Source organism: Pseudomonas sp. 21LCFQ010, assembly GCF_024129905.1.
Lineage (GTDB): Bacteria > Pseudomonadota > Gammaproteobacteria > Pseudomonadales > Pseudomonadaceae > Aquipseudomonas.
Window position 1 is genome coordinate 15,811 of record NZ_JAMYDZ010000015.1, and the last position, 24,479, is coordinate 40,289.

A 24,479-nucleotide genomic window follows, 5' to 3' on the forward strand; every position below is an offset into this window, starting at 1 on the left:
CGAAGGGAAGGCACAATTGCTGCCCGCAGTAGCTCGATGAGCAAGCCTTGCTGCTGTGCACGCCAATGGAGAACAACAATGAAAATCGCATTCATCGGCCTGGGTAACATGGGCGCGCCCATGGCCCGTAACCTGCTCAAGGCCGGGCATCATTTGCATCTGTTCGATCTCGACACTAACGCCCTGGCTGAGCTGGCAGCCCAGGGCGGGCACATCAAAGACTCTGCCAGGCACGCGGCGCAAGGCAGTGACCTGGTGATCACCATGCTGCCGGCGGCGGCGCATGTAGGCAGCGCGTTTCTGGGCGAGAACGGTATCTTGGCCGGTATCGCTACCGGGACCCCGGCGCTCGACTGCAGCACCATTGACCCGCAGAGCATCCGCGACATCGCCACGATTGCCGCCAGCCAGGGCGTGGTAGTGGGTGATGCTCCGGTATCCGGCGGTACGGCAGGGGCCAATGCCGCGACGCTGACGTTCATGGTCGGCGGCTCGATTCAGCACTACGAGCGGGTCAAGCCTGTTCTGGCGCAGATGGGCCGTAATATCGTGCATTGCGGTGAGGTGGGTACCGGGCAAATCGCCAAGCTGTGCAATAACCTGCTGTTGGGTATTTCGATGATCGGCGTCAGCGAAGCCATGGCCCTGGGTAACGCACTGGGTATCGATACTCAGGTGCTGGCCGGGGTCATCAACAGCTCCACCGGCAGTTGCTGGAGTTCGCAGAGCTACAACCCCTGGCCGGGTATCGTCGAGACCGCACCGGCTTCACGAGGCTATACCGGTGGCTTTGCCGCCGACCTGATGCTCAAGGATCTGGGCCTGGCCACCGAAGCGGCGCGGCTTGCCCATCAGCCGGTATTGCTCGGGGCGCTGGCCCAGCAGTTGTTTCAGGCCATGAGCCAGCGGGGCGAAGGCGGGCGGGATTTTTCCGCGATCATCGAGAGTTATCTGAGCCGCCACTGACCCTGCCGTAGTTGATTAACCCAGGCCGCGCTCGTCCCATACCTTGCGGGCGCTGTGATGCAGGATGCCGTGCCGCTTTGCCAGGGCATGGCGATCCTTGCTGTAGCCGCCGCCGATCACCCCCATTACCGGGATATCGCGGCCCAGACAATGGTGCAGCACGGCCTCGTCACGGGCCGCCAGCCCCTGATCGGTGAGCTTCAGATACCCCAGCGCGTCGTCCTCATGAACATCGACCCCGGCGTCATAAAGCACCAGGTCAGGCTGGTAGAACGGCAGCAGGTAATTGAGCGTGTCGTCCACCACCTTCAGATAGTCCATATCGCCCATGCCCATGGGCAGTGGAATATCCCAGTCGCTCTGTGCCTTGCGCGCCGGGAAGTTCTTCTCGCAGTGCAGCGACACGGTAATCGCATCATCGGTATCGGCCAGCAGCCGGGCCGTACCGTCACCCTGATGCACGTCGCAATCGAAGATCAGCACTCTGCCCACCCGACCGCTGCCGAGCAGGTAATGGCTGATGATCGCCAGGTCATTGAAGATGCAGAAACCTGCCGGGTAATCGTAGTGGGCATGATGCGTGCCGCCGGCCAGATGACAGGCCATGCCGTGTTGCAAGGCATGTTCGGCGGTCAGCAGCGAGCCGCCCACCGCGCGTACTGTGCGGCGCGCCAGCGCTTCGCTCCACGGCAGCCCGAGACGGCGTTGATCCTCTCTGGACAACTCGCCGCTCATGAAGCGCTGGATATAGGCCGGTTCATGGGCAAGGGCCAGAATATCCGCCGGGCATAGCTCAGGGCGTAGCAGTTGCGCGTCAGTGGTTACGCCGCTGTCGACCAGGTGATCGCGCAGCAGGCGGAATTTGTCCATCGGGAAACGGTGGTCGGCCGGGAAGGGCGGGCTGTAATCGTCGTGGTAGATCAGCGGCAGTGGCATTTTTCTTTAGCATCAGGGTCAAACCGCGATAGTGCCAGTAACCTAACTGATCGCACAGTTGCAACTACACTGCCGCGATGATTGAAGATGGCCCGGAGACATGACGGATGGAACCGATACTCACGCTCGATAGCCCGCGATTGACGATGCGCCAATGGCGCGACGACGACCTGCCGGCCTTTGCCGCCATGTGTGCCGACCCGCAGGTGATGCGCTACTTCCCTGAGCCCATGAGCCGCTTGCAGTGCGCCGCGATGATTGGCCGCCTGCGCGGGCACTTTGCCGAGCTGGGGTTCGGCCTGTGGGCGCTGGAGCGCAAGGACACCGGTGCGTTTATCGGTTTTACCGGTTTGCTGGTGGTGGACTTCGAGGCGCCGTTTACCCCGGCCGTGGAAATTGGCTGGCGGCTGGCGCGTGAGCATTGGGGGCTGGGCTTTGCCAGCGAGGCGGCCTGGACGGCACTGGGCTGTGGCTTTGAGCGGCTGGGGCTGGATCAGGTAGTGTCGTTTACCGCGCGCAGCAACCTGCCCTCTCAGAAAGTCATGCAGGCCATCGGCATGCACGCCGACCTGCAGGGTGATTTTGACCATCCGGCGCTGGCCGATAATCATCCGCTCAAACCCCATGTGCTGTACCGCATCAACCGTGAGCAGTGGCTTTCGACCCTGCAAGGCTGAAGGATTTTGTATCATTGGGCTCTATAGCCGCGTTTGAACGCGCAACCTCTGTGTGCAAGGAGTCATGAATGAGCCGAGTGCTGGAAGATCTGGTCGATCTGCTGACGCTGGAATCCATCGAAGAAAACCTGTTTCGCGGCCGTAGCCAGGACTTGGGCTTTCGCCAGCTGTTCGGCGGCCAGGTGCTGGGCCAGTCGTTGTCGGCGGCCAGCCAGACCGTAGAAGATGACCGCCACGTGCATTCGCTGCACGGTTACTTCCTGCGCCCAGGTGATGCCCAGTTGCCGGTGGTCTATCACGTTGATCGGGTACGCGATGGCGGCAGCTTCAGTACCCGGCGCGTCACCGCCATCCAGAAGGGCAAGCCGATCTTCACCTGCAGCGCTTCGTTCCAGTACGACGAGCAAGGCTTCGAACATCAGGCGGCGATGCCACAGATTGCCGGTCCGGAAAACCTGCCTTGCGAGCTTGAACTGCTGACTCGCCGCGCGCATCTGATCCCCGAAGCGATGCGCGAGAAATTCCTCTGCCCCAAGCCCATCGAGTTTCGTCCGGTAACGGCTGAAGATCCCTACGATCCCAAGCCGGGTGAGCCGGTCAAGTACATCTGGTTCCGCGCCGATGGCACCCTCAAGGATGTCCCGGCGCTGCACAAATACCTGTTGGCCTATGCCTCGGACTTCAACCTGCTGACCACCTCGCTGCTGCCCCACGGCAAGACGGTGTGGCAACGCGATATGCAGGTCGCCAGCCTGGATCACTCGCTGTGGTTCCACAGTGACCTGCGCGCTGACGACTGGCTGCTGTATGCCATGGACAGCCCGTGGGCCGGCAACTCCCGTGGTTTCTCTCGTGGCAGCGTGTACAACCGTGCCGGACAACTGGTGGCCTCGGTCAGCCAGGAAGGCCTGATTCGTCATCGCAAGGACTGGGCATGAAACTGAGCGAGATTCGCCATTGGGTGTTCGACATGGACGGCACCCTGACACTGGCGGTGCATGATTTCCTGGCCATCAAGCGCGCCCTGGACATTCCGCCCGAGGCCGACATTCTCGGCCATCTGGCCAGCCTGCCGGCAGACGAAGCCGCGGCCAAACACGCCTGGCTGCTGGAGCACGAGCGCGAGTTGGCGGTAGGTTCCAAAGCCGCGCCCGGTGCGGTGGCGCTGGTGCGCGAGCTGGCCGGGCGCGGTTACCGGCTGGGCATCCTGACCCGCAATGCCCGCGAGCTGGCGCATATCACTTTGGCGGCGATTGGCATTGCGGACTGTTTTGCCGTGCAGGACGTCCTCGGCCGCGACGAGGCCACCCCCAAGCCCGACCCGGCCGGGCTGCTCAAACTGGCCAGCGCCTGGGATGTCGCGCCGCAGAACATGGTGATGGTCGGCGACTACGTTCACGACCTCAATTGTGGCCGCGCGGCGGGCGCCCACACCGTGCTGGTCAACCTGCCCGACCATGTACCGGACAATCCCTGGCCGGAACTGACCGACTGGCATGCCGCCGATTGCACAGCGTTACAGGCGATGCTGGATTCATGAGCGTCGTAGGAGCCACTTCAGTGGCGAAGGGATCAAGGTTTTCGCCACTGAAGTGGCTCCTACGGGCTCCTAAGGGCTCCTACGGATTCCGGGCTTATAGCGGTTTGAACAGCACCGCCTGACCTTCCGGCGAGGTAAAGATCGCATCGCCGTTGTGCGCCACGTTCGGCACCAGCACGATGCGCTGGTTCAGGCCCGTAGGGTGGCGTTTGGTCAGGTAATCGAAGTAGTTATGCCCGCGCGTCAGCCGATCAGCGCCCTGGGCCTGGGCAGCGCAGCTCTTGTCCAGCGAGACATGGTTCGGGTCGTTGTCCTGTAGCGCCAGCAAGTAGGTTACGTCACGCTGCACATAGGCTTTCTCAAGGCTGGCGCGCTCAACCTTGGCGGCGTAGGGCGGCAGTTTTTCCAGGCCGTATTTCCAGTCGTTGAAGCCCGGGCAGTTGCTTGCCGGGTTGGCCACCGGCCGCTCTGCGTCAAACCAGGCATAGGTCGAGGGCGTGGCGATCACGTAGCGCAGACGAATGTGCGCCTGTTTCAGCCGCGCCTCCTCACGACCGCCGAGCAATGCATAACGCTGGGCCATCTGCGCGCCGCCCGAATGCCCGGCGATCACGATTTCCTTGAGGTTGGGGAACAGCTTGTCGTCGCTCAGACGCTTGAGAATGTGATCCAGCACGGTAAAGGAGCTGACCGCCTTGCTGCCCACCGAGCGGCTGCCGGAAATCCAGTCGTCTTCATGCCAGCGTAGAATATTGTCTGCCAGGTGGTGGGCTGCGATGTCTTTTTCATCCAGAAACTGCGGGGCGATCAACAGCGTGCGGCTGCGCTCTTTGGACTGGTTGGCGGCGCGCTCGACGCTGCGCAGGTAGGTCGGGGCGTTACGCTGGCGGCCATGGATGACAATCACCACCCGTTGGATCTGTGGTTTGGGGTGGACCCACTCCTGGCTTAACCCCAGGGTGGCCTGCGCGCCGTTGATCGCCAGCCGGTCCGGGCTCAGGGATTTTGCGGGAGGGGTTTCGGCATGGGCGCTCAGGCTCAGAACAGTGCTGCTCAACAACAGGGCCAACAACGGTTTGATCATTTATTCACAGGCTCTTGGCGGCGAAGGTATCGCATTGGTTGATGTTGCCCTGGGCGAAGCCGGTCTTGAACCAGCGCACCCGTTGTTCGGATGTTCCGTGGGTAAACGAGTCGGGCACCACATGGCCGCGGCTCTGGCGTTGCAGGCGATCATCGCCAATGGCGTTGGCCGCATTCAAGGCTTCTTCAATATCACCCGGTTCCAGCCAGTTCAAACGCTTTTGCGCGTTGTGTGCCCAGACCCCGGCCAGGCAGTCGGCCTGCAACTCCTGGCGCACCAGCAGGCCACTGCTGCCTTCAAGGCGTCGGCCGCTCTGGCGCGCGGCCTGGAGCTTGGCGGAAATGCCCAGTAGGGTCTGTACGTGATGACCCACTTCATGGGCAATCACATAAGCCTGAGCAAAATCGCCGGCCGCTGAAAAGCGCTGGGACATTTCCCGGAAGAAATCCAGGTCGAGATAAATCTTGCGGTCGGCCGGGCAGTAGAATGGCCCGGTGGCCGAGGTGGCATAGCCGCAGGCCGAATTGACCTGGCCGTTGAACAGCACCAGCTTGGGCTCCTGATACTGCCGGCCTGCCTGGCTGAACACGGCTTGCCAGTTGTCTTCGGTATCACCGAGCACGGCGCGCACGAATTCGGTCTGCGGGTCGTTAGTGGGCAGAGTGGATTGACTCTGTGGGCTGAGCGGTGCGCTCTGTTGCCCCAGTTGCCCGGTGATCTGGCCAAGAATCTGCAGCGGGTCCTGGCCGGTGATCAGGCCAAACACTACGATCAGGGCCACCCCGCCCAGGGTAAGCCCCTTGCCGCCGACCCGCATGCCGCTACGGTCACTGCGAGCATCGACCACGTTGTCGCTCCGTCGGCCTTTTTTCCACAACATACAACTGCCCTCGACAAACAACCGGCCTTGCTGACGTTTTTGAACGGCCTGACAAACAAGTGTTGCTGGTGTAATCGGGCTGCGCCAGCCCGTCGGTCACTTCAGGGTACTGGCGGTTTGCTGTGGTGCGGCATCGGCAAACCGGTCGACCCGGCGCAGGCTCTTGAAACCGGCCATCCAGGCGCCTACGACGCCGAGCGTGCAGAGGCTACCGGTGATCGCCGCCGGGATCGCACCGATCAGTGAGGCGCTGGTGCCGGCGCGAAATTCACCCAGTTCGTTGGACGAACCAATGAACAGCATGTTCACCGCATTGACCCGCCCGCGCATGGCATCGGGCGTTGAGAACTGCACCAGCGATGAGCGAATGTAGACACTGACCATATCGGCTGCCCCGGCGATCAGCAGTGCCACGAACGACAGCCAGAACAGCGTTGACAGTGCGAACAGCAGATTGGCCAGGCCGAAGATGCCCACGGCGATGAACATGGTCAGGCCCACATGACGGTCCAGCGGCCGAACGCTCAGGTACACACCGGTGACCAGCTCACCCAGGCTCATGGCGCTGCGCAACGCTCCCAGCCCCTGTGGGCCAAGGTGCAGCACCTCATGGGCGTAGATCGGCAACAGCGCAATCACGCCACCGAGCAGCACTGCGAACAGGTCAAGGGAAATGGTGCCGAGAATAATCGGTCGCGAGCGGATAAAGGCGATCCCGGCAGTGAAGCGCTGCCAGCCGCTGCCTTCCAGCGGGGCGCGGGCTTCGGCGTAAGGGGTGGCCACCAGTGGCAGTAGCAGGATGCCGGCGATGAACGCGGCGACGCAGGCCGAGTAGGTCAGCTCCGCGCCGCCCAAGGCATACAGAGCGCCGCCGATCAGCGGACCCGCTACGGTGGAGCAGCGCATGATTACGCTGTTGGTCGCGATGGCCGAAGCCAGGCGCTCGCGGGGCACGATTTGTGGCAGCAGGCTCTGCAGGGTCGGGCCGGTAAAGGCCCGTGCAGCGCCGTAGAGCACCAGCGCGGCGTAGACCAGGCGCACGTCATGCAGGTCAAAGAATGAAAACAGCAGCAGGATGACCCCGCACAGCGCCTGCACGATCCAGCTCAGAATCAGGATCAGCTTGCGATCATAGCGGTCGATCAGGTCGCCGGCCGGCATCAACAACAGCAGCATGGGAATGAATTGCGCCAGGCCCGCATAGGCCAGCGCCATCGGATCGCGGGTCAGGTCGTAGACCTGCCAGGCGACCACCACGGCCTGGATCTGCATGGCGAACATGGCCAGCAACCGGGCGAACAGAAACGCAAGAAATCCGGGTTGACGAGCCAGACCCGATGAAGTGGAAGTCGAAGCAGGTGATTCGCAACTCAAGGCAGGTACCCACACACGCGGCAGATAAGCGAGTACGCGTTATACCGCAAATGATAGGTAGCTGCCTATTGAAGCAAGCGCGACCTTGGTCGCGGATGTAGCGTTAAGTTCACTAGCGATGCCGATGTTGTCGCTTCTGCTTTTGATCTTCGAGCCGAGATGGCACAGACGACGCCGAACGCCAAATCGGCGCCGGAGCGAGGGAATCCCGCTTGAAGCGGGACTAGCCGTCGCAAGCGCTTTGGTTCCTTTGGCGCATCAAAGGAACCCGCCCGTCGGGGCGGAACCTGAGGCTCAGACAACTGCGGCAAAGATCCTTGCTACGAACGAAAGATTTGCAGCTTTAGATTCGCAGCTGAAGCTGCTCCTACAGAATCGATACGGCTCAGGCCGCCTTCAGAAGCCCTCCAAAAAACTCAGCGACGTACCAGCAAAACCCCGGATTCCATATGGTGGGTGTACGGGAACTGGTCAAACAGCGCACAGCGCTCGACCCGATGGGTGTCGTGCAATTGTGCGATGTTGGCCGCCAGGGTCTGCGGGTTGCAGGAAATGTACAGGATGCGCTCGAAGCGCCGGGTCAGCTCGCAGGTGTCCGGGTCCATGCCGGCCCGTGGCGGGTCGACGAACACGGTGCCGAATTCATAGCTTTTCAGGTCTACGCCGTGCAGTCGCCGGAACGGCCGCACCTCGTTGAGCGCCTGGGTCAGCTCCTCGGCAGACAGCCGGACCAGGGTCACGTTGTCTACCCCGTTGTCGGCCAGGTTGGCCAGTGCGGCATTCACCGAGGTTTTGCTGATTTCGGTCGCCAGTACCTTGCGCGCCCGGGTCGCCAGCGGCAGGGTGAAGTTGCCATTGCCGCAGTACAGCTCCAGCAGGTCGTCGTCGCGCTGGCCCATGGCTTCAAGTGCCCAACTGAGCATCTTCTGGTTCACCGTGCCGTTGGGCTGGGTGAACGCGCCCTCAGGCTGGCGGTAGCGCCAGGTACGCCCGGCCACTTGCAGTTGCTCGGTCACGTAATCCTGGCCAATCACCAGCCGCTGACCACGAGAACGGCCAATCAGCTTGACCTTCAGTTGCGCCGCCAGCTGTTCGGCGGCCGCCTGCCAGGTGTCGTCCAGCGGACGGTGGTAGCACAGGGTGATCATCGAGTCGCCAGACAGCGTGGTCAGAAAGTCCACCTGAAACAGCTTGTAGCTCAACGCCTGACTGGTCTGCCAGGCGTCACGCAGCAGCGGCATCAGTTCATTGATGCGCTGGCTGGCGATGGGCAGGCCGTCGAGCAGGATCGGCGTGTGCTTGTCGCCGGGGGCGAACATTGCGTAGTGACGCTGCTGGCCTTCGAGCCACAGGCGAAACTCGGCGCGCAGCCGGTAATGCTCGCGGGGCGAGTCGAACACCTGGGCAGCGGGTGCGTCGAAAGGCGCCAGCAACGTTTGCAGGCGGGCGGCTTTTTCAGCGAGCTGCAGCTCGTAGCTCGCGGGGTCGAAGGAAACACTCATGCGTTGAACCAGCCCAGCTTGATGACGAACAGAACCGACAGGATCAGCAGCGCAGCATTGAGCTCGCGTGCGCGTCCCGACAACAGCCTGATTGCCGTCCAGGAAATGAAGCCAAAGGCGATGCCGTTGGCAATGGAATAGGTAAACGGCATGGCCAGCGCGGTAATCACCACCGGCGCCGCTACGCTGATGTCCTCCCAGTCGATTTCCGCCAGGCCCGAGGCCATCAGCACGGCCACGAACAGCAGCGCCGGGGCGGTGGCATACGCGGGCACGCTGCCGGCCAGTGGCGCGAAAAACAGCGCCAGCAGAAACAGCACGCTGACCACGATCGCGGTCAGGCCGGTCCGTCCACCGGCGCTGACACCGGCTGCCGACTCGACATAACTGGTGGTGGTCGAAGTGCCCAGCAGCGAACCGGCCATGGCCGCGGTACTGTCGGCGATCAGCGCGCGGCCCATTTTCGGCAGGTGGCCGTCCTTGCCCATCAGGCCGGCGCGTTTGGCGACGCCGATCAGAGTGCCGGAGTTATCGAAGATATCGACGAACAAAAAGGCAAAGATGATGCTTACCAGACCGACGTCCAGCGCGCCCATGATGTCCAGTTGCAGGAAGGTCGGCGCCAGCGATGGCGGCATCGACACCAGCCCGCCGAACGGCGAGAAACCCAGCACGATGGACGCCAGAGTGACCGCCAGGATGCCGATCAGGACTGCGCCGCGCACTTGCATCCGCTCCAGGGCGACGATCAGGAAAAAACCCAGGGTGGCAAGAATCGGCGCCGGGCTTTTCAGATCGCCCAGGCTGAGCATGGTGACCGGGTGCGAGGTGATGATCTTGGCGTTCTGCAGGGCGATCAGCGCCAGGAACAGGCCGATGCCCGCGGCAATGGCCGAGCGCAGAGCCAGCGGAATACTGTTGATGATCCACTCGCGAATGCGAAAAATCGACAGGATGAAGAACATCACCGCCGAGATGAACACCGCGCCCAGCGCGACCTGCCAGGTATGGCCCATGTGCAGGACCACGGTGTAGGTGAAAAACGCGTTCAGGCCCATGCCCGGCGCCAGGGCGATCGGGTAATTGGCAACCAGGCCCATCACTGCCGAGCCAATCGCTGCGGCCAGGCAAGTGGCAACGAACAGTGCGCCCTTGTCCATGCCGGTCTCGCCGAGAATGCTCGGGTTGACGAACAGGATATAGGCCATGGCCAGGAAGGTCGTGACGCCCGCGAGAATCTCGGTGCGCACGTTGGTGTTGTGTGCTTTTAGTTGAAACAGCCTTTCCAGCATATCGGGCTCCGAGGACCTGGCCTGTGCCGTGAATGATTCGATACCAATAGCCAAACACAGGCCGGGCTGAGAGGGTGTCTACAAAATGGCTGCACTCGACAATGCTGCGTTGAAATCGACCTCACATGCTCATGTACTGAATGTACACTGCGCTTTTTCGTCCGATTTCGCCTTGTCTTGCCTTCGTTCGCCTATTTTGTAAACACCCTCTGAGCGCCTGTGGTTTTCTATGGTTCGGAAAAAGCCGCGCATCATACCAGCCAGTCGCGCAACTGGCTGCACAGCGATGATCGATGGCCGATCATTGTCCGCTAAACAGCACGATCGTGGCTTAGCGCGCCAACAGCCAGCGTTCCAGGTCCGGTGCGCTCAATGGCCGGGAGAACAGATAGCCCTGAGCGACGTGATAACCCTGCTGCCTGAGGATTTCATGCTGACCTTCGGTCTCGATGCCCTCGGCGACCACGGTCAGGTTAAGGCTGTTGCCTATATGGATCACCGCATCACTGAGGGTGCGGGCCGTGGCGTCGTTTTCCAGGTCCATCACAAAGCTGCGGTCGAGCTTGAGTTCCTGGATCGGCAACTGCCGCAGATAACTCAGGCTCGAATAGCCGGTCCCAAAGTCATCCATGGCCAGGCGAATGCCTAGCGCATGCACGTCGTTGAGGACTTTGAGCGTGCTGGGGTTGGTGTCCATCAGGATGTTTTCAGTCAGCTCCAGGGTCAGGTCGCCGGGGCTGAGCTGATGTTCATCCAGCAACTGGGTAAGCATGGCCGGTAGCGCCAGGTCATGGAAGTTGGTGGGTGACAGATTCACCGAAATGGCCGGCAGCTGGGCCCCTTTGCCTCGCCAGTCAGCCAGTTGCCGGCAGGCTTCGCGGATCGCCCACAGGCCCAGTTCAACGATCAGCCCGCATTCTTCTGCCAAGGGAATAAAGCGCGCCGGAGACACCTGGCCCCAATGCGGGTGGTGCCAGCGCGCCAGCGCTTCGGCACCGTACAGACGGCCATCGGCAATATTGATCTGCGGCTGGTAGTGCAGCTCCAGAGCGCCGTCCTGCAAGGCCTGTTGCAGGGCGTTTTCCATGGCCTGGCGTTCCTGGGCCAGCTGGTTCAGTTCATGGCAGAAGAAGCTGAACCGCCCGCGCCCGGCATTCTTGGCCTGATACATGGCCATGTCCGCCCGGTGGATCAGCGTGCCCATGTCATGGCCGTCTTCCGGGAACATGCTCACACCGATACTGACTGACGGCGAGACCCGGCTGTTGCCGACCTGGCAAGGCTGGGCGATGGTCAGCTTCATCTGCTCGACCAGCTCGGTGACCCGCTGGTTATCGCAGTCAGGCAGTACCACGACGAACTCGTCACCGGACAGGCGCCCGACGATGTCCTTCTGGCTGCGATTTTCCTGCAGGCGGCGAGCAATGACCTGCAACAGTTCATCGCCCGCCGGATGGCCGAACGAGTCGTTGACCTGCTTGAAGCGATCAACGTCGATGAACAACACGGCCAGGGAAGTCTTGTTGCGTTGTGCAGCGTGCAGCGCCTGCTCGGTATTGGCCAGCAGCAGGCTGCGGTTGGGCAGTTCGGTCAGGCTGTCGTAAAACGCCAACTGGCTGATGTGAGCCCGGGATTTTTCACGCTCGATGGCCAACGCACAGAGCGGCACGATGACGTCCACCAGACGCTGATGGAATTCCGACGGCCCGCGGACTTCCTTGAAATAGAACGCCAGCGTGGCAATGGCTCGCTGATTGGCGCCCATGATCGGCGTCGACCAGCAGCTCTTGAGCCCCTCGGGCAGTTCGACGTGTCGGTAGCCATCCCATAGCGGGTCGCTGGCGATATCCTTGGTGATCACCGGCTGGCCGCGGAACGCGGCAGTGCCGCAGGTGCCGACGCCTTCGCCGATTCTGATGCCTTCCATGCTCTGGCAGTAGCTGGCCCGCAGGCTGTGGGTGGCCAGTGGATGCAGCAGCCCTTCTTCATCAACCAGCAGCATCGAGGTGGTGACTTCCGGGGCGATACGTTCGATCTCCCGGCAGGCCAGCAGCATCAGGTCTTCGAGCGGCTCTTCCCGGACCATGGCGTTGAGCATGCTGTGCTGCAGGATCTCGTGCATCTTGGTGCTGGTGATGTCGGTCAGGATACCGACGGCATTGAGAAGCCGGCCCTGATTATCCAGAATCGGGTTGACCACCACGCTGCACCACAGCCGTTCGCCATTTTGGATGCAGGTCAATTGATCGGTCTTGATCGATTGCCCGTTGCTCAACGTCTGGCGAGCGGCAAGTATCACTTCATGGCTCAGATAGGGGGCGAGCAGCGCGGTCGGGTGTTGGCCGCAGACCTGATCGAAGCGATAACCGGACATGCGCTCGAAGCCGGCGTTGACGTAGCTGATGCGCCAGTTCTCGTCGGTGATGATAATGGCGTTGTCAGAGTGATCGGTTACCAGCGACAACAGCCGCAGCCGCTCGCACTCCTCGTGCTGGCGGGTGATGTCCTTGATCGAGGTGACGAAGTAGGTCTGTGCATGGCTGGCGACCCGCGAGATCGACAACGAGCCCCAGTGCTGGCCGCCATCGCGGTGCGGGATGCGCAGGATCAGCAGTTCACCATCACCGTTTTCCTGTTGCTGGTAATAGCCGTGCACCGGCTGCGGCAATAGACACTTGGCATCCTGGCCAATGACTTCGTGGCGTTTGAGGCCCCACAACAACTCCGCCGCCTGGTTGAACAGCACCACGCAGTTGTCGGCATCGCTGACTACCACGCTGTTGCCAGCCTGCTCGATGGACTGCACGAAGAGTTCGGAGAGGCTATGAGTGATGGGCATGCACGTCCTGTGACACTTCAGGGGGATGGAGTGGCTTTGGCAAGTTACTCAATAGCATAGGGCCATCATGGTGGAAAGGGGTGTTTGGACGGGCCGTCGCAAACATCCATGTCAAGCGTCGAAACGGCTGACCGTTCGTCGTACACCTCTTCAAGCCGAACGCCAAGGGGATGGGACAACCGGTCACGCGACAACGCACCACGCCGGTCAAAGCCCGTAAAGGGGCTAATCTTCTCTCACCGATTGACGCACGTCACAACGATCGAACCGAAGTTGTGCGTCGCCCGTCAGACCCTTTGTGCCGAGAGCCTTCCCCAAAAGCCGTCCGGCACGCAGCAACCGCCCTGACCGTGGGGTTCTCGCTGCTGGCCCAGGCCAACAGCCGCAGCATCTGAGAGGTAGTCTTATGTTCGGTTTGGAGTCACTCGACCTGGCCCGGATCCAGTTCGCGTTCACGATCTCGTTCCATATTCTGTTTCCTGCCATCACCATTGGTCTGGCCAGCTATCTGGCCGTGCTCGAAGGCTTGTGGCTGAAGACGCGCAACGACGTCTACCGTGACCTGTACCACTACTGGCTGAAGATCTTCGCCGTCAACTTCGGCATGGGTGTGGTTTCCGGGTTGGTCATGGCCTATCAGTTCGGCACCAACTGGAGCCGCTTTTCCGATTTTGCCGGTGCAGTGACCGGCCCGTTGCTGGCCTATGAAGTGCTCACCGCGTTCTTCCTGGAGGCCGGGTTCCTAGGCGTCATGTTGTTTGGCTGGAACCGGGTCGGCCGTGGCCTGCATTTCTTCTCCACAATAATGGTTGCGGTCGGCACCCTGATCTCGACGTTCTGGATCCTGTCCTCCAACAGCTGGATGCAGACCCCTCAGGGGTTCGAAATCGTCGATGGCCGGGTGATTCCCACCGACTGGTTTGCCGTGGTGTTCAACCCGTCATTCCCGTACCGGCTGGCGCATATGGCCATTGCTGCATTCGTGGCCACGGCTTTCTTCGTCGGTGCTTCGGCGGCCTGGCACCTGCTGCGCGGCCGTGATAACCCGGCGGTGCGCAAGATGTTGTCGATGGCCATGTGGATGGCCCTGCTGGTGGCGCCGATCCAGGCGGTGGTCGGCGACTTTCATGGCCTGAACACCCTCAAGTATCAGCCGGCCAAGATCGCGGCGATTGAAGGCCACTGGGAAAACGTCGGTGACGAGCCGACCCCGCTGATTCTGTTCGGCTGGCCGGACATGCAGCAGGAGCGAACCCGCTTTGCTGTGGAGATTCCCTATCTGGGCAGCCTGATCCTGACCCACAGCCTGGACAAGCAGGTGCCGGCGCTCAAGGAGTTCAAACCTGAGGACCGGCCCAACTCCACCGTGGTGTTCTGGTCGTTCCGGATCATGGTCGGTCTGGGCATGCTGATGATCGCTACCGGGCTGTGGAGTCTGTGGCTGCGCAAGCGCGGTACGTTGTACCAGTCGCGGCCGTTTCTGCACCTGGCCCTGTGGATGGGGCCGTCGGGCCTGATCGCCATCCTGGCCGGCTGGTTCACCACCGAAATCGGCCGTCAGCCATGGGTGGTCTACGGCCTGATGCGCACCGCTGACGGGGTGTCGAACCACAGCGTGGTGCAGATGAGCATCACCCTGGTGTTGTTCGTGGTCGTTTACTTCCTGCTGTTCGGTGCCGGTCTGGGCTACATGCTGCGGCTGGTGCGCAAAGGGCCGCAGCCGCATGTCGAGCACGCCCCCAGCGGCGGCCCCGGTCAGCCTCGTACCCCGGCACGTCCGCTGTCGGCTGCCGATGAAAACGGTCAGCCAGATGTTGCATCCGCCAACCTGAACAGGAGCAACTGAGTCATGGGCTTCGATCTTGCGTTGCTTTGGGCGGTCATCATCATCTTCGGCATCATGATGTACGTGGTGATGGACGGCTTTGACCTGGGAATTGGCATTCTCTTCCCGTTCATGAAGGACAGCAGCGACCGCGACGTGATGATGAACACCGTCGCCCCGGTGTGGGACGGCAACGAAACCTGGCTGGTGCTGGGCGGGGCCGGTCTGTTTGGCGCTTTTCCGCTGGCTTACTCGGTGGTGCTGTCGGCGTTGTACCTGCCATTGATCCTGATGCTGATCGGGTTGATCTTTCGCGGCGTGGCGTTCGAGTTCCGCTTCAAGGCTTCAGAGGCCAAGCGGCACCTGTGGGACAAAGCGTTCATCTGCGGATCACTGGCGGCGACCTTCTTTCAAGGCGTGGCACTGGGTGCGTTCATTGAGGGCTTGCCCGTCGTCGACCGGCAGTTCGCTGGCGGCTCGCTGGACTGGCTGGCACCGTTCCCGATTTTCTGTGGCCTGGCGCTGATCGTGGCTTATGCGCTATTGGGCTGTACCTGGCTGATCATGAAGACCGAAGGCCCGCTGCAGCAGGCCATGCATGATCTGGCCCGGCCGCTGGCGCTGGCCGTGCTGGCAATGATCGGCATCGTCAGCCTGTGGACCCCGCTGGCCCATCCGCAGATTGCCGAGCGCTGGTTCAGCCTGCCGAACCTGTTCTGGTTTATGCCCGTACCGATTCTGGTGGTGGTCACTCTGGTTGGCCTGTTCCGGGCGGTGGCGCGTAATGCCCACTACACGCCGTTCCTGCTTACCCTGCTGCTGATCTTCCTTGGCTACAGCGGGCTGGGCATCAGCCTGTGGCCGAATATCGTGCCGCCATCAATCAGCATCTGGGAAGCCGCCGCGCCGCCGCAAAGCCAGGGCTTTATGCTGGTCGGCACGCTATTCATCCTGCCGTTCATCCTGGGCTACACCTTCTGGAGCTACTACGTGTTCCGCGGCAAAGTGACCGCAGAAGACGGTTATCACTAAAGGAGCGCCGTCATGTCCGATAAACATCCCCAGCATGATCCCGACCCGGCCATCAACAAACCGCTCTGGCAACGTCTGGCCTGGCTGGCCGGGATCTGGGCCGGCAGTGTACTGGCGCTGTTCATCGTCGCCAGCCTGATGCGCATGTTCATGAGCGCAGCGGGTCTGACCACCCCTTGATTGCTGCCTGATTGCTCTATCCCATCCCGTGTTTCGTGGACACGGCTTTTTACCCTCCTGATCAGGCTGTGATGGAGGGTTTTTTTTGCCTGCATATAAGCCGTTGCCGTTGATCTTGATCTTCGAACCGAGATGGCACAGACGACGCGAATCGCGACTTGGGTGCCGGGCGGAGGGAAGTTCGCCCGCAGGGCGAAACCTGCATCCCAGTCAACGCGATGAAGGATTTTCCATCGCTCTAAAGACCCGTGAGCGACTAAAGCGGATCGCCGCCCCGCCGCTCCTACTTCCGCGCCTTGAGAATCACAAACTTGGGCGTCGCCGCCACCTGCTCGACATCGCGGAACAGCCGCGCCAGCTTGGCGTGATAACCCAAGTGACGGTTGCCAACGATATACAGCGCCCCGCCCGGCACCAGCGCCGCACGTGCCTGCAAAAACATCCGCCAGGCCAGGAAATCTCCCACCACCTGCTGCTGGTGGAACGGCGGGTTGCACAGCACCACGTCCAGCGAATCATGCGCCTGATTCGCCAGACCGTCGGCAGCGCGCAGCGTCACCGGCCTGTCACCGCACGCCGCTTGCCAGTTTTCTGCTGCCGACTGGATAGCCATGTACGACTCATCCACCAGCGTGTACTGAGCCTCAGGGTTGCTCAGTGCACTGACGATGGCCAGCACGCCATTGCCGCACCCCAGGTCGGCCACCCGTGCCTTGCCCAGATTCTTCGGCAGCCAGGGCAGGAACGCCCGAGTGCCGATATCCAGGCCGTCGCGGCAGAACACATTGGCGTGATTAACCAGCTCCAGCGCGGGTTCATCAAGCGTGTAGCGGGTCGGGTAGGGCGAAGGCTGGGGCTCTTTGTCTTCAGGCGTGACAAACAGCAACCTGGCTTTTTTTACCGCCAGTGAGGCCTGGACCGGGCCGACATACTCTTCCAGCAACTCGCCGGCCGAGCGCGGCAGGTGCTTGACCATCGCCGCTGCCACGACCCTGGCACCGGGCGCTAGCTGGCCTTGCAGGCGGATCAGTTGCTCTTCAAGCAGGGCCAGGGTCTTGGGGATATGGATCAGCACCCAGTCGAACGGGCCTTGCAGTGGCGCGCTGGCCGGAATCAAGGTTACCGCATCTGCGCTCAGGCCATTGCGCAGCAGGTTGATTTCCAGCGCCTGTGCACCGAGAACCGAGTCGGTGCTGCTCGATACCGTGGCGTGTGGCGCCAGGCTCGTCGCCAGCGCGCCGAAGCTGTCATTGAGCACCAGGACCCGGGTTTGCAGGGTCAGGCCATATTCGGCTACATGATTGAGCAGGTACTCATCTGCCGCATCGAACGCCTGCAGCGGTTCGTTGGGTTGTTCGGGCTGACGGATCAGATCAAGTTCGGCAAAAGGGCTGGTGAGCACGGGCATGGCAGGAAACTCTGGGCAAACGACAAGTGTCACGCTAGACCGGTTTGACCCAGGCTGGCTTGAGGGGCGTGATTCTACGTGCTTTTTACCCTTGGCACCTGCCATTGCGGTGCAAAGTTGTCGGGTCAGAACATTCCGCTCAAGGCGGCCTTTACAGCGGCGGCCGTCTTGTTGCAGACACCCATTTTATGAATGGCACTGGCAATATGAAAATTGATGGTTCGCTCCTTCAAACGCAGGATGATTGCGATATCGGCGGCTGTCTTGCCCTGGGCGGACCACTTGAGGATTTCGATTTCTCTCTGCGTCAGGACAACGGCAGGTGAACGTTGTGGTGATACGGTTGCGGCGGGCTCCATAGTCGCCTCCCTGCTTGTGTTGGCAAATCCCGGGTGAGGGGGTTCTCTGAGTTTAGGGAAAAAGCGCCCGGGAACCATGGGGCTGAAATCCATCCAGACGGATGGAGTAATGGCTATTTAAGTATTCAAAGGAGGGTGTCCTGGCGGAAGCCGCGGCCTGCTCAGCTTGCATCGAGTTGGGTGAAATCGGGCCTGCTCGTCGTGACGGGGCGGCAAGAACCAAACAGTCTAAGGTTGTCTGGCTGCGACAGACCCTACAAACAGGTGGTGTTTATCGGCATGCATTTGCGGGACACTTGGGACCAGCCATTCATGTTCAGGAGTCGCAAGCACACCATGACCGTCAGCGAAGACAAGTTCACCCGGCAAACGCTGCAGCGCGTTACCCCGTTGACCGCCAATCTTTTCACCCTGCGCGCCAGCCGCGATGCTGGCTTTCGCTTTCGCGCCGGGCAGTTTGCCCGTCTAGGTGTCACCAAGGCTGATGGCAGTACGGTGTGGCGTGCCTACTCGATGGTGTCCTCGCCCTATGACGAGTTTCTCGAATACTTTTCCATCGTGGTACCGGACGGTGAGTTCACCAGTGAGCTGAGCCGTCTGCGCGAAGGCGATCAACTGCTGGTCGAAAAACAGTCATACGGTTACCTGACCCTGGATCGCTTCGTCGACGGTCGCGATCTGTGGCTGCTGGCCACCGGGACCGGCGTGGCGCCGTTCCTGTCGATCCTTCAGGATTTCGAAGTCTGGGAAAAATTCGAACGCATCATTCTGGTCTACAGCGTGCGTGAAGCCAAAGAGCTGGCTTATCAGCCGTTGATCGACGAACTGACCCAGCGCGAATACCTGGCTGAATATGCCCACAAGTTCCTGTATCTACCGGTAGTGACCCGTGAACAGCACCCAGGAGCACTGAACGAGCGCATTACCACGCTGATCGAAAACGGCGACCTGGAAACTGCCGCAGGGCTTGAGCTGACGCCTGAGCATTCGCGGGTGATGCTGTGCGGCAACCCCGAGATGGTCGACGAGACCCGCGCCTTGCTCAAGCAGCGTGGCATGAGCCTGAGCCTGAGCCGCAGGCCGGGGCAGGTGGCCGTGGAAACCTACTGGTAACCACGGCCGGCCGGGTTACCAAGCTGGCGCGAAAAGCCCCTTCCTTCAGGTGGGGGATGAAAGCGCCACCGCAAAGCGGCCCCTATTCTGTATTTCATGACTGAAATGAACGCGACCAAAACCCTCAAGGTTCGAGTGCGAGACAAGCACGCAGCGCAGCTGCGTGAAACTTCTCGTGCTGTGAATTTTGTGTGGAACTACGTAAACGAGTTGAGCAGTCGCTCGATTCGTGAGCACGGTCGTTTTCTGTCGACGTTCGACATTCACAAGTACACCAACGGGGCCGGCAAGAAAGCCCGTGTGCGGGCGATTCACGCCAAAATTGCGAACCGCCGCAAGGATTGCCTGCATAAGTTCAGCAACGCGCTGGTCGCGCGTTGTGGCGTCATTGTGGTGGGCGATGTGAACTCACTGAAACTTGCGAAAACCAGGATCGCCAAGTCGGTGCTGGACGCCGGCTGGGGCCAATTGAAAACCATGCTGGAATACAAATGCGATCACGCAGGCACGGTTTTCAAGGTTGTCAGCGAGAGAAACACCACCCAAACCTGTTCGAGCTGCGAGCAATTGCCAGACTCGAGGCCGAGAGGTATCGCAGGGCTTGGAATAAGGGAATGGACTTGTTGTGGGTGCGGTGCCACCCACGACCGCGACGTCAACGCCGCAAAGAACATTCTCGCGCTCGGGCATGAGCGTCCAGTTGTGGGAATCCCCGCCCTTTAGGACGGGGAGGATGTCAAAACGGCTTGTTCGGATCGACGGTCACCGGGGCGGCAGGTTTGTTCTGCTCCTTGAGCAGATCACGGATCTCGCTCAGCAGCACCTCCTGCTTGTTGACTGTCGGCGCCTTGGCTTCTTCGCGTTTAAGGCGATTGATCGCCTTGACGCCCATGAAGATCGCAAAGGCGACAATCAGGAAGTCGATCACGGTCTGGATGAATTTACCGTAGGCCAGGACCACGGCGGGTGCATCGCCTTGCGCCGCACGCAGGGTGACGCCCAGATCGCTGAAGTCCACACCACCAATCAGCAGGCCCAACGGCGGCATGATCACGTCGCCGACGAACGACGAGACGATCTTGCCGAACGCGGCTCCGATGATGATACCCACGGCCATATCGACCACATTGCCTTTGACGGCGAAGGCTTTGAATTCGTTAACGATGCTCATGGGTCATTCCTTGTTACAGATGAGAAGATCGGCTCCAGTGTAATAGAGCATGGGACAGTCTGCCCCCCGCACCTGCAATCGACCGGGCACGAGCGGACAAGTTTTATCCAACTGTGCAAAAACACCGGCGGGCGGGCCAACTGTATTGCTGGCCGGCTGCGTTATGATGTCGGCTTTTGCCAGCGGGGTTTGCTGCATGGCCAAAGCCAAGCGCTTGTACGGTTGCACTGAATGCGGTGCGACTTTTCCCAAATGGGCCGGGCAATGTGCCGACTGCGGTGCGTGGAACACTCTGGTCGAAACCGTGCTGGAGAGCGGCGCAGCCGCGGCGCCCAGCGGGCGTAGTGGCTGGACCGGGGCGCAGACCCAGATCAAGACCCTGGCCGAAGTCAGTGTTGAAGAAATTCCGCGTTTTTCTACCCGCTCCACCGAACTGGACCGGGTGCTGGGCGGCGGGATGGTCGATGGCTCGGTGATCCTGATCGGCGGCGATCCCGGCATCGGCAAATCCACCATTCTGCTGCAAACCTTGTGTCATCTGGCCGAGAGCATGCCGGCCCTGTATGTCACCGGTGAGGAATCGCAACAACAGGTGGCCATGCGCGCCCGGCGTCTGGGGCTGCCGCAAGACAAGCTGCGGGTGATGACCGAGACCAGCATCGAGTCGATCATTGCCACTGCCAGGGTCGAGCAACCCAAGGTCATGGTCATCGACTCGATCCAGACCATCTTTACCGAACAGCTGCAATCGGCGCCCGGTGGTGTGGCTCAGGTTCGCGAAAGCACCGCGCTGCTGGTGCGCTATGCCAAGCAAAGCGGTACGGCGATCTTTCTGGTCGGCCATGTCACCAAAGAGGGCGCGCTGGCCGGCCCGCGCGTGTTGGAGCATATGGTCGATACCGTGTTGTACTTCGAGGGTGAAGCCGATGGCCGCCTGCGCCTGCTGCGGGCGGTGAAGAACCGGTTCGGCGCGGTCAACGAATTGGGGGTGTTCGGCATGACTGACCGGGGCCTCAAGGAGGTCTCCAACCCGTCGGCGATTTTCCTCAGCCGCGCCCAGGAAGAAGTGTCTGGCAGTGTAGTGATGGCCACTTGGGAGGGGACCCGGCCGATGCTGGTCGAGGTGCAGGCACTGGTCGATGACAGCCATATGGCCAACCCGCGCCGGGTTACTCTGGGGCTGGATCAGAATCGCCTGGCCATGCTGCTGGCGGTGCTGCATCGCCATGGCGGCATCCCGACCCACGATCAGGATGTGTTCCTCAACGTGGTGGGTGGGGTCAAGGTGCTGGAAACCGCGTCCGACCTGGCGCTGATGGCGGCGGTGATGTCCAGCCTGCGCAACCGGCCGTTGCCCCATGACCTGCTGGTGTTCGGCGAGGTTGGGTTGTCAGGGGAGGTGCGCCCGGTGCCCAGTGGCCAGGAGCGTCTGAAGGAGGCAGCCAAGCACGGCTTCAAGCGTGCCATCGTACCCAAGGGCAATGCGCCCAAAGAGGGATTTGCCGGCTTGCAGGTCGTCGCCGTCACCCGCCTTGAACAGGCCCTGGATGCCTTGTTCGAATAAACCGTTCAGATTTCGATCAGCGCCGCCAGCTCGCGGTCGAGCTCGTCATGGTCCGCCAGATTCAGCTCTACCAGGCGTCTGAGGTGGCTGATCGACTCCAGCCCGATATGTTGGCAGACAAAGCCCAGGTGCTGGCTGTCGTCGTGGGTTTGCTGAACTTCCATGCGCACCGTCGCATCGGCGCTCAGGTGGATGTCGACCAGAAAGTTACGGCGGGTGTCGCCGTCCCAGGCTTCGGGGCGCTCGATCAGTAACCCCTTGAGTGACAGGTCGAGCAACTGCACTGCCCAGGTCCGCTCATCCTGGCTCAGGCTGGTCCTGGCATCGAAGGCAATACGTTTGAAGCGCCGGCGATCTGCGGGGGAATCGGTCATCACGTGCACTCCTCGGGCTGAGCGGGTCAGCGGGCAGGTCTGGGTAACAGACCGCGTGTGCAATCAAGATAAACCCGAAGTGCAGCGCCGACCAGTTCTACCTGCACCGCAGGCGCTGGCCGACAGGCCCGTCAGTCGTGATCCGGACGCTCTAGGCCGCGGTTTTTTACGTTTTGATTAATTTGTGTCTATACCTTGGTTGGGGGTGGCCTTTCGCTGCGACAGCGCTACACTCGCACTGCTGGTTTCTAGTCACTTTTGCTGGAATAACAATATGAAAAATAACAACAGCTTGATGCGCCATGTGCCTTGGGTGCTACTGGCGATCATTGGGGCCTGTGCCCTGGGGGTCGTCGCGCTACGCCGCGGCGAAGCAATCAACGCCTTGTGGATCGTAGTGGCAGCGGTTGCCATCTACCTGGTCGCTTTCCGTTACTACAGTCTGTTCATCGCCAACCACGTCATGCAGCTGGACCCGCGTCGCGCGACGCCGGCTGTCGTCAATAACGATGGTCTGGATTACGTTCCTACCAACAAACACATCCTGTTCGGCCACCACTTCGCGGCCATCGCCGGTGCCGGCCCGCTGGTCGGCCCTGTGCTGGCGGCGCAAATGGGCTATCTGCCCGGTACGCTCTGGCTGATCGCCGGTGTGGTGCTGGCCGGTGCCGTGCAGGACTTCATGATCCTGTTCCTGTCGACGCGCCGTAACGGCCGCTCGCTGGGCGACATGGTCCGCGAGGAAATGGGCCGTATCCCCGGCACCATCGCCTTGTTCGGCTGCTTCCTGATCATGATCATCATCCTTGCGGTGCTGGCGCTGATCGTGGTCAAGGCCCTGGCCGAAAGCCCGTGGGGCATGTTCACGGTGATCGCGACGATACCGATTGCGATATTCATGGGCGTGTACATGCGTTACATCCGCCCGGGTCGCATCGGTGAAATCTCGATCATCGGTGTCGTGCTGCTGCTGGCATCGATCTGGTTCGGCGGCCTGGTTGCCGCCGATCCGGTCTGGGGCCCGCGCTTTACCTTCACCGGTGTGCAGATCACCTGGATGCTGGTCGGCTACGGTTTCGTCGCGGCCATGCTGCCGGTCTGGTTGTTGCTGGCGCCACGTGACTACCTGTCGACCTTCCTCAAGATCGGCACCATCGTCGGCCTGGCCATCGGTATCCTGATTCTGGCACCTGAGCTGAAAATGCCGGCCCTGACCCAGTTCACCGACGGCACCGGTCCGGTCTGGAAAGGCAGCCTGTTCCCGTTCCTGTTCATCACCATTGCCTGCGGTGCGGTATCGGGCTTCCATGCGCTGATCTCTTCGGGCACCACCCCCAAGCTGCTGGATAACGAAGTCAACGCCCGTTACATCGGCTACGGCGGCATGCTGATGGAGTCGTTCGTGGCAATCATGGCCATGGTCGCTGCATCGGTCATCGAGCCAGGCGTGTACTTCGCCATGAACAGCCCGGCGGCGATTGTCGGCAGCGACGTCGTGTCGGTGGCTGCCAAGGTCAGTGAGTGGGGCTTCCTGATTACCCCTGAACAACTGACCGCCACCGCGGCCGACATCGGCGAGCACACCATTCTGGCCCGTGCCGGGGGTGCGCCGACCCTGGCGGTGGGTATCGCGCAGATCCTTCACCAGGTACTGCCGGGTGAAAACACCATGGCCTTCTGGTACCACTTCGCGATTCTGTTCGAGGCGCTGTTCATCCTGACCGCAGTGGACGCCGGTACCCGTGCCGGCCGGTTCATGCTCCAGGACCTGCTGGGCAGCTTCGTTCCAGCCCTCAAACGCACCGAGTCGTGGACGGCCAACATCATCGGCACCGGTGGTTGCGTGGCGCTGTGGGGTTACCTGCTGTACCAGGGCGTGATCGATCCGTTGGGTGGCATCAATACCCTGTGGCCGCTGTTCGGCATCTCCAACCAGATGCTCGCCGGTATCGCCCTGATGCTCGCCAGCGTCGTGCTGATCAAGATGAAGCGTCAGCGCTACGTCTGGGTCACCGCCGTACCGGCCGCCTGGCTGCTGATCTGCACCGTCACAGCCAGCATGATCAAGCTGTTCGACTCCAACCCTGCGGTAGGCTTCCTGGCCCTGGCCAAGAAGTACAGCACCGCAGCCGAAGCCGGCCAGCTGCTGGCTCCGGCCAAGAACATGGACCAGATGCAGCACGTGATCATGAACGCCTACACCAACGCAGGCCTGAGTGTGCTGTTCCTGTTCGTGGTCGGCAGTATCCTGTTCTACTCCCTGAAAGTGGGTAGCCAGGCCTGGAGCAAACCTGAGCGCAGCGACAAAGAGTCGCCGTATCAGGAAATGCCACCAGGGGCACAAGTGTGATGAGCGTCATGCG

At 61.3% G+C, this 24,479-nt stretch carries 22 protein-coding genes; 11 read left to right on the forward strand and 11 right to left on the reverse strand.

Annotated elements, in window-relative coordinates:
* The first annotated feature begins 78 nt into the window (after positions 1-78).
* Positions 79-966 carry a 3-hydroxyisobutyrate dehydrogenase gene (gene mmsB, locus NJC38_RS17360; protein ID WP_253116157.1) on the forward strand — a complete coding sequence of 296 codons (888 nt, stop codon included), beginning with the start codon at positions 79-81 and terminating at the stop codon, positions 964-966.
* Between the two features lie 15 nt (positions 967-981).
* Here mmsB and NJC38_RS17365 read toward each other — a convergent pair whose 3' ends face one another.
* Entirely contained in the window at positions 982-1,902 is a 921-nt protein-coding gene (locus NJC38_RS17365; protein ID WP_253116160.1) for a histone deacetylase, read from the reverse strand.
* A 107-nt stretch (positions 1,903-2,009) separates the two neighbouring features.
* On the opposite strand from NJC38_RS17365, the gene NJC38_RS17370 reads away from it, so the two are divergent.
* The 3 genes from NJC38_RS17370 (at position 2,010) to NJC38_RS17380 (ending at position 4,119) form a co-directional block, all read left to right on the forward strand.
* Positions 2,010-2,579, forward strand: a complete 570-nt coding sequence (locus tag NJC38_RS17370; protein ID WP_045483785.1) for a GNAT family N-acetyltransferase — start codon at positions 2,010-2,012, stop codon at positions 2,577-2,579.
* A gap of 68 nt (positions 2,580-2,647) precedes the next feature.
* Complete coding sequence (gene tesB, locus NJC38_RS17375) at positions 2,648-3,517, forward strand: acyl-CoA thioesterase II (RefSeq protein ID WP_045483782.1); 870 nt, start codon at positions 2,648-2,650, stop codon at positions 3,515-3,517.
* The gene (locus NJC38_RS17380; RefSeq protein WP_045483779.1) at positions 3,514-4,119 is read left to right on the forward strand and encodes an HAD family hydrolase; all 606 of its coding nucleotides are present in this window, start codon (positions 3,514-3,516) and stop codon (positions 4,117-4,119) included. The genes tesB and NJC38_RS17380 overlap by 4 nt, the downstream gene beginning before the upstream one ends.
* Positions 4,120-4,213: 94 nt before the next feature.
* On the opposite strand, the gene NJC38_RS17385 is transcribed toward NJC38_RS17380, so the two are convergent.
* From NJC38_RS17385 to NJC38_RS17410, 6 genes are all read right to left on the reverse strand, one after another.
* Positions 4,214-5,203: a hypothetical protein gene (locus tag NJC38_RS17385; RefSeq protein ID WP_045483776.1), complete on the reverse strand. Its 990-nt coding sequence runs from the start codon at positions 5,201-5,203 to the stop codon at positions 4,214-4,216.
* Between the two features lie 4 nt (positions 5,204-5,207).
* On the reverse strand, positions 5,208-6,083 hold the full coding sequence (locus NJC38_RS17390) for a neutral zinc metallopeptidase (RefSeq protein ID WP_253116162.1): 876 nt from the start codon (positions 6,081-6,083) through the stop codon (positions 5,208-5,210).
* A gap of 96 nt (positions 6,084-6,179) precedes the next feature.
* Positions 6,180-7,457, reverse strand: a complete 1,278-nt coding sequence (locus NJC38_RS17395; RefSeq protein ID WP_045483773.1) for an MFS transporter — start codon at positions 7,455-7,457, stop codon at positions 6,180-6,182.
* Between the two features lie 416 nt (positions 7,458-7,873).
* A complete protein-coding gene (trmA, locus tag NJC38_RS17400; RefSeq protein WP_045483770.1) occupies positions 7,874-8,959 on the reverse strand; it encodes a tRNA (uridine(54)-C5)-methyltransferase TrmA in 1,086 nt (361 codons plus the stop codon).
* Positions 8,956-10,251, reverse strand: a complete 1,296-nt coding sequence (locus NJC38_RS17405; RefSeq protein WP_253116164.1) for an NCS2 family permease — start codon at positions 10,249-10,251, stop codon at positions 8,956-8,958. The genes trmA and NJC38_RS17405 overlap by 4 nt, the downstream gene beginning before the upstream one ends.
* Positions 10,252-10,582: 331 nt before the next feature.
* Positions 10,583-13,090, reverse strand: a complete 2,508-nt coding sequence (locus NJC38_RS17410; RefSeq protein WP_253116166.1) for an EAL domain-containing protein — start codon at positions 13,088-13,090, stop codon at positions 10,583-10,585.
* Between the two features lie 406 nt (positions 13,091-13,496).
* Between NJC38_RS17410 and NJC38_RS17415 the strand changes: the two genes are divergently transcribed.
* From NJC38_RS17415 to NJC38_RS17425, 3 genes are read left to right on the forward strand one after another with little or no spacing between them, the layout of a single operon-like run.
* Positions 13,497-14,936, forward strand: coding sequence for a cytochrome ubiquinol oxidase subunit I (locus NJC38_RS17415; protein WP_253116168.1), 1,440 nt, complete (start codon positions 13,497-13,499; stop codon positions 14,934-14,936).
* Between the two features lie 3 nt (positions 14,937-14,939).
* The gene (gene cydB, locus NJC38_RS17420; RefSeq protein ID WP_045483757.1) at positions 14,940-15,947 is read left to right on the forward strand and encodes a cytochrome d ubiquinol oxidase subunit II; all 1,008 of its coding nucleotides are present in this window, start codon (positions 14,940-14,942) and stop codon (positions 15,945-15,947) included.
* Between the two features lie 12 nt (positions 15,948-15,959).
* The gene (locus NJC38_RS17425; RefSeq protein WP_084709853.1) at positions 15,960-16,127 is read left to right on the forward strand and encodes a DUF2474 domain-containing protein; all 168 of its coding nucleotides are present in this window, start codon (positions 15,960-15,962) and stop codon (positions 16,125-16,127) included.
* 283 nt (positions 16,128-16,410) lie between these two features.
* Here NJC38_RS17425 and NJC38_RS17430 read toward each other — a convergent pair whose 3' ends face one another.
* Entirely contained in the window at positions 16,411-17,535 is a 1,125-nt protein-coding gene (locus NJC38_RS17430; RefSeq protein WP_253116169.1) for a class I SAM-dependent methyltransferase, read from the reverse strand.
* A 125-nt stretch (positions 17,536-17,660) separates the two neighbouring features.
* Positions 17,661-17,894 carry a helix-turn-helix transcriptional regulator gene (locus tag NJC38_RS17435; RefSeq protein ID WP_253116171.1) on the reverse strand — a complete coding sequence of 78 codons (234 nt, stop codon included), beginning with the start codon at positions 17,892-17,894 and terminating at the stop codon, positions 17,661-17,663.
* A gap of 336 nt (positions 17,895-18,230) precedes the next feature.
* Between NJC38_RS17435 and NJC38_RS17440 the strand changes: the two genes are divergently transcribed.
* A complete protein-coding gene (locus NJC38_RS17440) occupies positions 18,231-19,007 on the forward strand; it encodes a ferredoxin--NADP reductase (protein ID WP_253116173.1) in 777 nt (258 codons plus the stop codon).
* A gap of 105 nt (positions 19,008-19,112) precedes the next feature.
* On the forward strand, positions 19,113-19,730 hold the full coding sequence (locus NJC38_RS17445) for a transposase (RefSeq protein ID WP_253116175.1): 618 nt from the start codon (positions 19,113-19,115) through the stop codon (positions 19,728-19,730).
* 13 nt (positions 19,731-19,743) lie between these two features.
* Here NJC38_RS17445 and mscL read toward each other — a convergent pair whose 3' ends face one another.
* Positions 19,744-20,178 (reverse strand): large-conductance mechanosensitive channel protein MscL, encoded by a 435-nt coding sequence (gene mscL / locus NJC38_RS17450; protein WP_045483748.1) that lies wholly within the window; start codon positions 20,176-20,178, stop codon positions 19,744-19,746.
* 196 nt (positions 20,179-20,374) lie between these two features.
* Between mscL and radA the strand changes: the two genes are divergently transcribed.
* Positions 20,375-21,742, forward strand: coding sequence for a DNA repair protein RadA (gene radA, locus NJC38_RS17455; protein ID WP_045493866.1), 1,368 nt, complete (start codon positions 20,375-20,377; stop codon positions 21,740-21,742).
* Positions 21,743-21,747: 5 nt separating this feature from the next.
* Here the strand turns inward: radA and NJC38_RS17460 are convergent, their stop codons facing one another.
* Entirely contained in the window at positions 21,748-22,116 is a 369-nt protein-coding gene (locus NJC38_RS17460) for a PilZ domain-containing protein (protein WP_253116177.1), read from the reverse strand.
* Between the two features lie 274 nt (positions 22,117-22,390).
* Between NJC38_RS17460 and NJC38_RS17465 the strand changes: the two genes are divergently transcribed.
* Complete coding sequence (locus tag NJC38_RS17465) at positions 22,391-24,466, forward strand: carbon starvation CstA family protein (RefSeq protein ID WP_253116179.1); 2,076 nt, start codon at positions 22,391-22,393, stop codon at positions 24,464-24,466.
* Positions 24,467-24,479 lie beyond the last annotated feature (13 nt).

Excerpts from the sequence above, each read along its gene's own strand:
- mmsB (WP_253116157.1), top strand. The coding sequence starts at position 79 with ATGAAAATCGCATTCATCGGCCTGGGTAACATGGGCGCGCCCATGGCC.
- NJC38_RS17365 (WP_253116160.1), bottom strand. The coding sequence starts at position 1,902 with ATGCCACTGCCGCTGATCTACCACGACGATTACAGCCCGCCCTTCCCG.
- NJC38_RS17370 (WP_045483785.1), top strand. The coding sequence starts at position 2,010 with ATGGAACCGATACTCACGCTCGATAGCCCGCGATTGACGATGCGCCAA.
- tesB (WP_045483782.1), top strand. The coding sequence starts at position 2,648 with ATGAGCCGAGTGCTGGAAGATCTGGTCGATCTGCTGACGCTGGAATCC.
- NJC38_RS17380 (WP_045483779.1), top strand. The coding sequence starts at position 3,514 with ATGAAACTGAGCGAGATTCGCCATTGGGTGTTCGACATGGACGGCACC.
- NJC38_RS17385 (WP_045483776.1), bottom strand. The coding sequence starts at position 5,203 with ATGATCAAACCGTTGTTGGCCCTGTTGTTGAGCAGCACTGTTCTGAGC.
- NJC38_RS17390 (WP_253116162.1), bottom strand. The coding sequence starts at position 6,083 with ATGTTGTGGAAAAAAGGCCGACGGAGCGACAACGTGGTCGATGCTCGC.
- trmA (WP_045483770.1), bottom strand. The coding sequence starts at position 8,959 with ATGAGTGTTTCCTTCGACCCCGCGAGCTACGAGCTGCAGCTCGCTGAA.
- NJC38_RS17405 (WP_253116164.1), bottom strand. The coding sequence starts at position 10,251 with ATGCTGGAAAGGCTGTTTCAACTAAAAGCACACAACACCAACGTGCGC.
- NJC38_RS17410 (WP_253116166.1), bottom strand. The coding sequence starts at position 13,090 with ATGCCCATCACTCATAGCCTCTCCGAACTCTTCGTGCAGTCCATCGAG.
- NJC38_RS17415 (WP_253116168.1), top strand. The coding sequence starts at position 13,497 with ATGTTCGGTTTGGAGTCACTCGACCTGGCCCGGATCCAGTTCGCGTTC.
- cydB (WP_045483757.1), top strand. The coding sequence starts at position 14,940 with ATGGGCTTCGATCTTGCGTTGCTTTGGGCGGTCATCATCATCTTCGGC.
- NJC38_RS17425 (WP_084709853.1), top strand. The coding sequence starts at position 15,960 with ATGTCCGATAAACATCCCCAGCATGATCCCGACCCGGCCATCAACAAA.
- NJC38_RS17430 (WP_253116169.1), bottom strand. The coding sequence starts at position 17,535 with ATGCCCGTGCTCACCAGCCCTTTTGCCGAACTTGATCTGATCCGTCAG.
- NJC38_RS17435 (WP_253116171.1), bottom strand. The coding sequence starts at position 17,894 with ATGGAGCCCGCCGCAACCGTATCACCACAACGTTCACCTGCCGTTGTC.
- NJC38_RS17440 (WP_253116173.1), top strand. The coding sequence starts at position 18,231 with ATGACCGTCAGCGAAGACAAGTTCACCCGGCAAACGCTGCAGCGCGTT.
- NJC38_RS17445 (WP_253116175.1), top strand. The coding sequence starts at position 19,113 with ATGAACGCGACCAAAACCCTCAAGGTTCGAGTGCGAGACAAGCACGCA.
- mscL (WP_045483748.1), bottom strand. The coding sequence starts at position 20,178 with ATGAGCATCGTTAACGAATTCAAAGCCTTCGCCGTCAAAGGCAATGTG.
- radA (WP_045493866.1), top strand. The coding sequence starts at position 20,375 with ATGGCCAAAGCCAAGCGCTTGTACGGTTGCACTGAATGCGGTGCGACT.
- NJC38_RS17460 (WP_253116177.1), bottom strand. The coding sequence starts at position 22,116 with ATGACCGATTCCCCCGCAGATCGCCGGCGCTTCAAACGTATTGCCTTC.
- NJC38_RS17465 (WP_253116179.1), top strand. The coding sequence starts at position 22,391 with ATGAAAAATAACAACAGCTTGATGCGCCATGTGCCTTGGGTGCTACTG.